Genomic DNA, 11796 nt, shown 5'->3' with positions numbered 1-11796 from the left:
ATATATTTCTGTATCTGGAACGGTAGTATTTCCTTATATACCGTCGTTTTAAGGGGTATTGACAAGTATCCGCGGACGGTGTATAATGCTCATTGTACACGGACGGTGTACATCACAAACAAATCCGCATAGACCAGAAAGGGAGGTACACTATGTTAAAGGATTTCCCCATCGAACTCGTTATCGCGATAGCTGTTGCAGCGGGTATCGCACTCTTCGCTATCATTCTCGCCATGGGATACATCAAAGCTCCTCCGGACACAGCCTACATAATCTCGGGTCTGAGACGAAAGATAATCATCGGCAAGGCGAGTATCCGCATACCGTTCTTTGAGCGCGTGGATAAGCTCAAATTACAGCTCATTGCTGTAGACGTAAAGACGTCGAGCGCAGTGCCCACAGCCGATTATATCAACATAAATGTTGACGCGAACGTAAACGTAAAGGTCAGCAGCGACCCTGCTCTCATCAAGCTCGGTGCTGAGAACTTCCTCAACAAGGACACCACATACGTTGCAAAGGTAGCGCGTGAGGTGCTCGAAGGCAATATGCGTGAGATCGTCGGACAGATGACTCTCGAAGCAATGGTCAATGACCGCAAGGCTTTCGCCGAGAAGGTACAGGAGAACGCAGCTCCCGACCTCAACAGAATGGGACTTGAGATAGTTTCGTTCAACGTTCAGAACTTCACCGACGACCAGAACCTCATAGAGAATCTCGGTATCGACAATACGACCAAGATCCAGAAAAAGGCAGCCATTGCAAGAGCTGAATCCGAGAAGGAGATCGAAATTGCAAAGGCACAGGCAAAGAAAGAAGCCAACGACGCGAAGGTACTTGCCGAGACCGAGATAGCTCAGAAGAACAATGAGCTCGCTATCCGTCAGGCAGAGCTGAAGCGCGAGGCTGATACTCAGCTCGCTATAGCCGACGCTGCTTACGAGATACAGAAGGAAGAGCAGAGAAAGACCATCGAGGTCTCGAAGGCTAATGCCAATATCGCAGCTTCCGAGAAGGACGTAGAGCTCAAGGCAAAGGAAGCTGAGGTCAAGGAAAAGGCACTCGACGCCGAGATAAAGAAGAAGGCAGAGGCTGACCGATACAAGGCACAGCAGGAAGCCGACGCGAAGCTTTATCAGCTAAAAAAAGAGGCGGAGGCTGACCGCTTCCAGAGGGAGCAGGAGGCAGAGGCTCAGAAGGCTGAGGCGGAGGCTGCGAAGTTCGCCCGTATGCAGGAGGCTGAGGGTATCGCAGCTGTAGGTAAGGCAGAGGCGGACGCTATCCGCGCAAAGGGCCTTGCAGAGGCAGAGGGCATCAACGCCAAGGCTGAGGCTATGAAGAAATATGGCGAGGCTGCTGTTCTCGAGATGTACTTCAAGGCTCTGCCCGAGGTAGTGAAGAACGCTGCCGCACCTCTTGAAAATGTTGACCGCATCACCATGTACGGCGACGGCAATTCAAGCAGGATGGTTGGCGACATAATAAGCTCCACCACGAAAGTTACCGACGGTCTTTCCGAGGCGACAGGCGTGGACATCAGAGGCATACTTTCGAGCTTTCTCGGAGGCAGAGCGGTAAGCGCTCCCGAGGCTGAGAGCGAAGCTCCCGCAGCAGAGGCACCCGCGGAGGACGTTTCCTTCGAGGAGGTACCCGAGGCTGACGAGACAGATGATGAGTAAAAACAAAAGGGACGTTCACTGAACGTCCCTTTTGCTTTATTTGCGAAAAAGAACAATTGTTCCACGTGAAACAATTGTTCTTGCGGCACTTTTGCTTGTGACAAATGTGGGTGCTTTGATTTGTGTAATATGCTGAATTTTCTCCGAAATACTTGTTATTTTTTTCTTTTATAGTATAATGAATAATATATTATATCCCGAGGAGGAATAAAGATGAAATTGAGAAAAATCATAGCGGCGGCAATGGCTCTGACCGTGGTCTGCGGAGCTGTGCCGACAGCTTACCGCTTTTCGCCTGATACCGTTCTGACGGCAAGTGCTGAGGATTTGGTCTATCAGGGGCTTAAATTCAGGATATCTCACGGAGAGGTTTGCATTACCGGGTATACAGACGATATGCCTGCCAAGGTTGCAATCCCCACTGAAATTGATGGAATGCCCGTGACAAGTATCGGACGTATGGCATTCTCGGGATGTACCAGTCTGACAAAAATTACAATTCCGAGTAGCGTAACAAGTATCGGAGAATATGCGTTTGAGAAATGTGACAGTCTGACTGAAATAACGATTCCGGACAGCGTGGCAAGTATAGGAGACGAAGCATTCCTTAAATGCACCAGTCTGACAGAAATAACGATTCCGGACAGCGTGACATATATCGGAGGCGCTGCATTCTATGGTACACCGTGGCTGGCGGCAAAGCGCGAAGAAGACCCGTTTGTTGTTGTAAATGGTATTCTCATTGACGGACAAGCCTGTTCCGGAGCCGTCACGATTCCGGACAGCGTAACAAGTATCGGAAATAGTGCATTCTATTGGTGCAACGGCCCGACAGAGATTACAATCCCGGACAGCGTGACAAGTATCGGAGGCTGGGCATTCTGTAGATGTAGCAGTCTGAAAGAAATTACAATTCCGAACAGCGTGACAACTATCGGAGCCAGTGCGTTTTTCGATACACCGTGGCTTTATGCAAAGCGCAAAGAAGACCCGCTTGTTGTTGTAAATGGTATTCTCATTGACGGAGAAGCCTGTTCCGAAACCGTCACAATTCCAGACAGCGTGACAAGTATCGGAGACTATGCATTCTATGACTGCATAACTCTGAAAGAAATTACAATTTCGGACAGCGTGACGAGTATCGGAGACTTGGCATTCAACGGCTGCAGAAGTCTGACAGAAATTACAATTTCGGACAGTGTGACAAGCATCGGAGACCAAGCTTTCTATGCATGCAACAGCCTGACAGAAATTACAATTCCGGGCAGCGTGACAAACATCGGAGACGGTGCATTCTATTGGTGCAACAGCCTGACAGAAATTACAATTCCGGGCAGCGTGACAAGTATCGGAAATAATGCATTTACAGCCTGCGATAATCTGACTATCAAGGGGTATTCGGGTTCCTACGCTGAAACCTACGCTAATGATAACAGCATCCCATTCGTGTCGCTTGGAAATGCTCCTGCAACAACTACCACCACAACGACGACAACAACTACCACGACCACTACTACAACAACAGAAGCAACAACAACTACTGAAACTACCACCGAGGCTACAACAACTGCGAGCGAAACGACCACCACCGCTCCCGAGACAACCACTGAGCCCGTCACCACAACAGTTACAGCTCCTGTCAATGAAGTGTCCTTCGGTGACCCGACTGGCGATGGCAAAATCGACGCTAATGACGCCTCCTTCACCCTCGTCGAGTACGCGAAGGTTTCCACGGGCGGCGAATCCGCGCTCACTCCCGAGGAGATAGCAGCCGCCGACGTAAACGGCGACGGCAAGGTAGACGCGAAGGACTCTTCGGCTATCCTCGGCTACTATTCATACCTCTCCACAGGCGGAGACAAGAGCTTCAAGGATTATCTCGCAGAATAAAAATAAGGGACGTTCACTGAACGTCCCTTTTGTTTTATAGCTCCGCCTTCGCAGCAATGCGGTATATCTCCGCGATATCCTCGGCTGACAGGTGAACGAATCCGCCTGTTCTTCCGTCACCGATACCGAACTTCTCAACGAGTGCGGGTATGTCTTCCTCTTTAGCACCGAGCTCCGCAAAGTTTATCGGCATACCGATGCTGTGCAGGAAGCTCCTGAAACGCTTTATACCCTCCAGAGCCGTAACTTCGGGGTTCTCGAAGTCCATCTGACAGCCCCATATCCTCGTTGCAGCCTGTGCGAAGCGGAGCGGATTATGCTTGTATACGAACTCCATCCACGCGGGCATTATCACTGCGAGACCCGCACCGTGAGCGCAGTCGTACAGCGCCGAGAGCTCATGCTCGATTCCGTGGCTGTTCCAGTCCTGCTCTCTGCCGACGCCGACGATATTGGTGTGCGCGACAGTTCCCGCCCACATAATGTTCGCGCGGGCGTCGTAGTTGTTGGGGTCTGCGATGACGCGGGGAGTTTCCTTAACCATTGTCAGGAGTACAGCCTCGCAGAGGCGGTCGGTGACCTCGACCTCAGTGGTATTCGTGAAGTAGCGCTCGAAAACGTGTGCCATAATGTCGGTAGCACCGCAGGCTGTCTGATATGCGGGGAGAGTGCAGGTGAGCTGCGGGTCAAGGATAGAGAAGCGCGGACGTATGAGGTCTGAGCCCGTGCCGCGCTTGAGTCCGCCGTCCTCCTTGGTGATTACGGAGTCGCCCGAGCCCTCGCTTCCCGCGGCTGCAATTGTAAGCACTGTTCCCACTGGGAGAGCCGCATTTGGACGGGCAGCACCGCTGTAAAAGTCCCAGAAATCGCCGTCATACGGTACACCGAGAGCGATCGCCTTGGAAGAATCTATGGTCGAGCCTCCGCCGACCGAGAGAATGAAGTCGATACCCTCCCTGCGGCAGAGCTCAATGCCCTCATACACGAGAGTATCACGCGGATTTGGTTTAACACCGCCGAGCTCTATGAAGCTCACTCCAGCCTTTTCAAGCGAAGCGCGCACGCGTCCGAGCAGACCGCTCCTCTCAGCCGAGCCTCCGCCGAAGTGTATCAGCACCTTCGAGCCGCCGTGCTTCTTCACGAGCTCGCCCGCCTTGTCCTCTGTATCCTTTCCGAAAACGAATTCGGTGGGACTGTAAAACTGAAAATTTTCCATAGTTATTTCTCCTTTAGTTCATTTGTTAGTCTGTCGTATGCCGCTATCACCTTGTCGCACCAGCTGTCAAAATCGGGGTCTGCTTTTTGGCATTCCTCATGTGCGAGCACGTACTCGACCGTCCTGCGTATGCCTTGATCTGCACGGACAGTCGCCGTGAAATCGGGAACTGCGCGTTTGAGTTTGGAGTTGTCGAATACGACGGTATTAGCCTTGTCGCCGATGAGAGTGCCCTCGAAATCATACGGACCTATAGCGTTGAGGAATTCCGATGAGATATGCCGCGCGTTGAGCTTCACGCCGAGCGCGTCCGCGATAATAGCGTAGATCTGATCCCACGTAACGCTTTCGTCGGAGGTTATATGGAAAGCCTGACCTATCGCGTGGATATTTCCTATGAGCCCGACATATCCCTTCGCGAAGTCGCTGTTGTGGGTGATAGTCCATAGGGACGAGCCGTCTCCGTGAATGATGACGGGCTTGCCGTCGAGCATACGCCTCAGCACCTGCCAGCTTCCGTTGTCACCGTGGACTCCGAGCGGCACCGAGCGCTCGTCATAGGTGTGGCTCGGGCGGACGATAGTCACGGGGAAGCCGTTCTCGCGGTACTGTTTCATGAGAAACTCCTCGCAGGCTATCTTGTCGCGGGAGTACTGCCAGTGCGGGTTCGCGAGCGGAGTGCTCTCGGTTATCCTGTAGTCGGACAGCGGCTTCTGGTACGCAGAAGCTGAGCTGATGTAGATATACTGCTTCGTCCTGCCGCTGAACAGGCGGAAGTCGCGCTCGACCTGCTCGGGCACGAATCCGATGAACTCGCCTACGCAGTCGAAGGTCATATCTCCGAGAGCCTCGGCGGTCTTTTTCTCGTCGCATATGTCGCAGTTTATGAGCTTGACTCCCTCGGGAAGTCCGCTGTTTCTGTTTCCGCGGTTGAGCAGATACACATCCTCGCCCATTTCGGTGAGCAGCCGAGTGATAGCCATGCTGATAGTACCCGTACCGCCTATCAAAAGAATCTTCATATTACGTTCACCTCGTTAATGCGCCTGGGCGCAGCTTATGAACAGATGATACCATATTTCACACGCAAAAGCAATACTTTTATGCAAAAGTGTAGAAACAGTGTTAAAAATCAGAAAATAATGTCAAGTCTGATAAAAAGCAGTGACTTATGTAACATCAGCTGTGACATATATCATCTTGACCGAATGGAGCATCACATCTCGCTTCTTGCTGACCGGTTCATACCCGTTGTTATCCTGCTGTGGAGTCCGATGGCAGGACTCGGGGCGATAATACGTGAAGACGTTTTAGTGTGGATCGCTGCCGCAGTGATAAGTGCAGCAATGATAGTGTTCAGCATCGTCAGAGCAAAAAAGCTCCGTGATGGAAATGAATAAATGTATGAGATATGCTCCCATTTATCATAGGGAGCATTCTTTATGCCAATTATTGCGGAATTGTATCAATAATATTGACAATTTGTGTGTTTTGTGTTATGATTTTACTATATAGAAAGAGTGAAGGGGAAATAGAAAAACATGAAGGGGAAAGTTACACCTTTATGCCTGTTCCCGCTTTGTCAGCGGAATGGGTAAAAATGAAAAGGAGGACTTTTTAATGAAAAAACGATTCTTCAAGCGTGCTGCGGCAGGCATAGTCAGCCTGTCAGCGGTAATGGGTCTGATAGGCACAGCACCCATAGTACCCGCCGACGCAGCAGGTGCAGTGACCATCAACGAGGTCTGCGCCAAAAACACAAAAAATCCTGCTCCCGACGGTCAGTTCTACGACTGGGCAGAGATATATAACAGCTCAGGCTCGTCCGTCGACATAAGCGGCTACGGCCTCTCCGACAAGGAGAACGAGCCGTTCAGGTACAAGTTCCCGTCGGGAAGCGTTATTCCCGCAAAGGGCAGTCTTGTAGTTTACTGCGACAGCAACGCCGCTCTCAATGACAGCAAGATAGCCCCGTTCGGTATGTCAGCAAGCGGTGAGACTCTCATCCTCAGTGATACATCGGGTGCAGCAGTCGATACGCTCACCTTTGATGCTCTTGCGACCGATACTTCATATGGTCAGTACCCTGACGGCAGCGGCGAATACTATGTGCTCAGCTGCACTCCCGGACAGGCAAACTCGGCTCCCGAGGGTTCAAATGCGGTAAGGCTTCCCGAATTCTCAAAGGAGAGCGGCTTCTTTGACAGCGGCTTCTCGCTCACTATCACAGCCCCCGAAGGAACGACGGTCTACTACACCACCGACGGCAGCGACCCGACCACGGAATCGACAAAGTATACAGGTCCGATAGAAATAAAGGATATGAGCAACACCGAGAACCGTCTCAGCATGAAGACCGATATCAGTGCGAGCGGCGCAACTGCTCCGCGCGAGCTTATCGACAAGGCAGCGGTTGTACGTGCGGTAGCGGTCGACTCGTCAGGACGCGTCAGCGCACCCGTAACAAAGACCTATTTCGTCGGCAAGACTGCCACGGGATATTATAAGGATATGAAGGTCGTATCCCTCGTTACCGACCCCGATAACCTCTTCGGCTATGAACAGGGGATCTACGTCAGGGGCAAGACCTACGACGACTATCAGCAGGAACAGCAACAGCAGCCCGGTCAGCCCGGAGGTCCCGGTCAGGGTCCGGGCGGCTGGCAGATCCCCGGTTGGGGAGGCGGCGGCTGGGGCTTCAATATGATCAACCCCTGGGAGATACCCGCCAACTACAACCAGAAGGGCAGAGAGTGGGAGCGCGTTGCGAGCTTTGAGATGTTCGACAGCGGAAAGTCCGTAGTCAAGCAGGACGTCGGCATCCGCATCAAGGGCGCCGCGAGCCGCAACTCCGTACAGAAGAGCTTCACTATCTATGCCCGCAAGGATTACGGCAAATCAGAGCTCGAATACGACTTCTTTGACGGTACGGCTACCAAGGCAAAGAACGGCAAGACTATCAAGAAGTTCGAGAATATCGTCATCAGAAACGGCGGAAACGATGCGGGAGGATTCTACTTCCGCGATACTGTAAACCAGCAGCTCGTTTCAGACAGGAATATGGCTACTCAGGCGATGAGCGAGTGCATACTCTTCATTGACGGCGAGTTCTGGGGCATCTATCAGATAACCGAGAAGGTCGGCGACGACTACATCAAGTCCCACTACGGCATTGAGAAGAGCGATGTTGCCATCATCAAGAACAATGAGCTCGAGGAAGGCACAGATCAGGACCTCGAGGATTGGGACAGGCTCCTCAACGACGTTGTCAACGGCAGCGTGAACTACGAACAGTTTGCTCAGAAGGTCGATATTCAGAGCTTCATGGACTATTTCGCATCTGAGATATACATCGCCAACTCCGACTGGCCGCAGAACAACGTGGCTGTATGGCGCTCGAAGGCTGTCGACCTCGAAAATCCCTACAGCGACGGAAAATGGCGTATGTTCCTCTTTGATACCGAGCTCGGACAGGGTATGTACGGTACACAGCAGAACTCCGCAGGTGCTGACAGCTTCAGCCGTATCAGACAGAATACCGATACTCTCAGCAAGGCTTTCACGAAGCTCATGAGCGACAAGCAGTTTGCCTCTGACTTCTCGAGAACTTTTATGGATATCGCTAACTATAACTTTGATACCGAAAAGACATCAGCCGAGATAAACAAGTTTACCAAGTACAGCGAACCTGTTACCGACACATATACGCGCTTCGCGTTCACGACACATGGCGCTGGCAAGTTCCAGCAGGAGGCAAACACCGTTTCTTCATTCTACAACAGCAGATATGATAATGCGGTAAGAACACTCAAGCAGGCTGCTTCGCTGACGGGCGAGCTCAGCAGAGTGACAGTTCAGAACGATACATCAAAGGGCAGCGTAAAGCTCAATACGCTGACTCTCAACGAGGAGAGCTGGACGGGCAAGTACCACTCCGACTACGATATGACTGCGACGGCAGAGCCTCTCGAGGGCGCTGAGTTCGACCACTGGGAGATAACGGGTGCAGAGCTTACCTCGGGCAGCAAGACTTCTCAGACGATAAGCTTCAAGGCAGCGGGCAATGTAACTGTCAAGGCAGTCTACATCGGCGGGGTGTCCATACTCCGAGGCGACTATAACAACGACGGCAGCGTAGGCGTTGCAGACCTTACAACGCTGAATAAGTACGTTCTCGGACAGAAGGTCAATATAGTAAATGCCGATATGGTAAAGGACGGACGTATTGATACCTTCGACCTTGCAGCCCTGAGAAAGGAAGTTATCGGCTGATAGCATAAAACTGTATAACCGAAAAACATATATAAAAAATGAGGAGGACTCTTTGTAAAAAAGAGTCCTCCTCTGCAATTATCCTAAAGCAATGCAATGAATAAATGAAACGGCTTTATCGGATGATCAAGCGTTTATCTTCTCATTGAGAGCAGCTACGAGCTCGTCTGCGTTTACGCCGTGTACAGCCGCTGCTTCCTCGATAGTCTCGTTCTGGGAAGCGGGACATCCGAGACAGTGCATACCGATGCTCAGAAGAATGGGAGCAACGTCTGCGTCTATTCTGAGAAGCTCGCCTATTTTGGTATCCTTTGTAACCTGTTCTGCCATTTTTGAACCTCCATATGATCTTAGCACAACTTGACATTTGTCAAAGTTGTTGTTATAATAATAACATGAAGTCTGACATTTGTCAAGGACATTTTTTAACTTTTACATATGAAAGGGTTTTGTCAATGTACAAAGGCACCAACAAAACAGCCCTGTTCTCGCAGAAGCTCATAGGAGATGCGATGCTGCGTCTCCTTGAAAACACTCCGTTTGCCGAGATATCGGTCAGCGACCTCTGTAAGGAAGCAGATGTCTCGCGCCAGACATTCTATTCACTTTTTGGCTCAAAAGAAAATGTCATCGCATATACCATACGCAATAGCTGCTGCTTTGTGCCCGAGGACAACGACCGCGGCTGCCGCTCGGCGAGCTTCAACCTCTTCTGCAGGCACTACAGCACATTCATCGTTGAGCACCGCCACCTGCTCGAGCTCCTCGTCAGGAACGGCATGATGCATTTCCTGTACGACGCACAGTACAGCTCATTCATGGAATGCGAACACTTCTTCCGCGACGTTACGGGGGACAGCCGCGTCTACCTCGTTGACTTCATCGCAGGCGGAATGAACGGCATAGCGAAGAACTACGTACTGACGGGCTGCCGCGCCGACGAGGAATACCTTGCAAAGCTTATGTACAGGCTTTTCGGCGGGCTTTACTTCACGCACAGTTTCAGCGACTGACAATATTTTACAGCCGTCCTTTTCCTTGACAAGGGCGGCTTTTTCTTTTATAATAAACATAACAATTGCTCAGCCGTATAATCAGGATCTATCCAAAAGGCGACAGAAAACTACAGGTGTTCGGTATGGAATAATTTATATATACATATTTATGTATACTTGCCTCTCTTGGAATATTTGCATCTCCTCTTATCGTTCTGCGATTCGTATCACTGATAGGAATGATAATGCTGATAAAAAAACAACTCTGCTTATATGCTGCTGTATATTGACAGTATTTTTGTGGCTTCCGTTGGTCATTCTTTCATTAGGGAGCGTCATAAAGGTCAGAACAGGATAAAACTTGAATTAATCTAAGGCAACACCGCACAAAGCCCGCCTGAAGGCTTTGTACTGGATATGCTTGCATATTTCCCGTCATCTTGCACAGAAATCCCTTGACATACGTCAGTATGCCTGCGGAATTTCTATACAATCTGACGAAAAATCTGTCGGCGCATCTCCAGCACAAGCTTTGTGCGGTATTGCCCTAATAAAAGGTGAAAAAATGAAAAAACGCTACCTTATCCCTTTGATACTCATTGGAGCGGCGGTGTTGCTGACAGCCGCAGGCAGGCTCTCACAGACCTTCGCTGATTTCTACGCCGCATACATCTTCCCGTACATATCTACTCCCTATGTTTTCGTCAGCGGACTGCTGCCGATATCGGTGGGCGAGCTGATGATAGTTGCGGCGCTTGTGCTGTTTTTTGTAGGCATACCTGTGATGATAATAATGCTGATATTTATGAAAAAGTCCCGCAGAACGGTCGCCTCGGTATCGGTATCGACAGTGATGTGGATACTCGCCTTTGTTATGGTGACGGAGTCCCTGAACTGCTTCACACTTTACGGCTGTACGCGCTTTTCCGAGCGCTACTTCACAGCGAAGGAGCATGATAACGAGGAGCTCAAGCAGCTCTACTCCCTTCTCATCGACGAGGCAAACGATCTCGCACAGCAGGTTCCGCGCGATGAAAATGACCGTTTTGTACTGACCATAGACGTCACGACCGAGTGCAAAAAGGCGATGAAGAAGGCGTCGGAGCAGTACCCGCAGCTTCGCGGCTACTATCCGAGACCCAAGCCGATAATGTTCTCATACTTTATGAGCCAGACGGGCACGGCGGGGATGTACTTCCCGTTTTCGATGGAGTCCACCTACAACGCGGACATGGTACCAGAGATACAGCCAGAGGTCATCTGTCACGAGTACGCTCACCTCAAAGGATTCATGCAGGAGGACGAGGCGAACTTCATTTCGTTTGTGGCAACACAGGGCAGTGATGACCCGCAGGTGAAGTACAGCGGCTGCCTTGACGCACTGGAGTATGTACAAAATCAGATATACGAAAACGACGTACAGTCAGGCTTTGACCTGACCGACAAGGTATCGCCGCAGGTGGCGAACGACTGGTTCCGTTTTCTCCCCGACAACTACTGGGAGGATAACGAGGACAAAGAGGTTTTCGATACCGAGACAGTCAGCGCCTTTTCCGAGTCGGCCTCTGATACGAGCATGAAGCTCAACGGAGTCGAGGACGGCGTCAAGAGCTATTCACGTATGGTGAACCTGCTGCTCGATTACTATTTCCCAGCCGAGGAAACTCCTTAATAAAACGCTCATACCAAACAAAAAGACAGCGGCACACTAATTTCGGGTGCCGCTGTTTTGCGTAAAGATGTT

9 protein-coding genes are annotated in these 11796 nt (G+C 50.8%); 6 read left to right on the top strand and 3 right to left on the bottom strand.

All coding sequences use genetic code 11. The features are described 5' to 3' along the window. Positions 1-152: 152 nt before the first annotated feature. Together BMX22_RS06050 and BMX22_RS15835 are read left to right on the top strand one after the other, a co-directional pair. Positions 153-1679 (top strand): flotillin family protein, encoded by a 1527-nt coding sequence (locus tag BMX22_RS06050; RefSeq protein WP_074741580.1) that lies wholly within the window; start codon positions 153-155, stop codon positions 1677-1679. A gap of 213 nt (positions 1680-1892) precedes the next feature. Then, positions 1893-3569 carry a leucine-rich repeat protein gene (locus BMX22_RS15835; protein WP_081349100.1) on the top strand — a complete coding sequence of 559 codons (1677 nt, stop codon included), beginning with the start codon at positions 1893-1895 and terminating at the stop codon, positions 3567-3569. Between the two features lie 34 nt (positions 3570-3603). On the opposite strand, the gene BMX22_RS06025 is transcribed toward BMX22_RS15835, so the two are convergent. Both BMX22_RS06025 and BMX22_RS06020 read right to left on the bottom strand, forming a co-directional pair. After that, complete coding sequence (locus BMX22_RS06025; protein WP_074741579.1) at positions 3604-4785, bottom strand: iron-containing alcohol dehydrogenase; 1182 nt, start codon at positions 4783-4785, stop codon at positions 3604-3606. A gap of 2 nt (positions 4786-4787) precedes the next feature. Beyond that, the gene (locus BMX22_RS06020) at positions 4788-5807 is read right to left on the bottom strand and encodes an SDR family oxidoreductase (protein WP_074741578.1); all 1020 of its coding nucleotides are present in this window, start codon (positions 5805-5807) and stop codon (positions 4788-4790) included. A 120-nt stretch (positions 5808-5927) separates the two neighbouring features. Between BMX22_RS06020 and BMX22_RS06015 the strand changes: the two genes are divergently transcribed. Together BMX22_RS06015 and BMX22_RS06010 are read left to right on the top strand one after the other, a co-directional pair. Continuing rightward, positions 5928-6185, top strand: coding sequence for a hypothetical protein (locus BMX22_RS06015; protein WP_143055482.1), 258 nt, complete (start codon positions 5928-5930; stop codon positions 6183-6185). A gap of 220 nt (positions 6186-6405) precedes the next feature. Then, the gene (locus BMX22_RS06010) at positions 6406-9057 is read left to right on the top strand and encodes a CotH kinase family protein (protein ID WP_318259695.1); all 2652 of its coding nucleotides are present in this window, start codon (positions 6406-6408) and stop codon (positions 9055-9057) included. A gap of 126 nt (positions 9058-9183) precedes the next feature. Here BMX22_RS06010 and BMX22_RS06005 read toward each other — a convergent pair whose 3' ends face one another. Next, positions 9184-9387 (bottom strand): DUF1858 domain-containing protein, encoded by a 204-nt coding sequence (locus BMX22_RS06005; protein WP_031560244.1) that lies wholly within the window; start codon positions 9385-9387, stop codon positions 9184-9186. A 125-nt stretch (positions 9388-9512) separates the two neighbouring features. On the opposite strand from BMX22_RS06005, the gene BMX22_RS06000 reads away from it, so the two are divergent. Beyond that, complete coding sequence (locus BMX22_RS06000) at positions 9513-10070, top strand: TetR/AcrR family transcriptional regulator (protein ID WP_074741575.1); 558 nt, start codon at positions 9513-9515, stop codon at positions 10068-10070. 547 nt (positions 10071-10617) lie between these two features. Continuing rightward, positions 10618-11724, top strand: coding sequence for a DUF3810 domain-containing protein (locus BMX22_RS05995; RefSeq protein ID WP_074741574.1), 1107 nt, complete (start codon positions 10618-10620; stop codon positions 11722-11724). The last annotated feature ends 72 nt before the right edge of the window (positions 11725-11796 follow it).

The organism is Ruminococcus sp. YRD2003, assembly GCA_900109435.1.
Taxonomy (GTDB): domain Bacteria; phylum Bacillota; class Clostridia; order Oscillospirales; family Ruminococcaceae; genus Ruminococcus; species Ruminococcus flavefaciens_G.
Note: the sequence above shows the minus strand (reverse complement) of the source record. Positions and strands in the feature narration are given on the sequence as shown.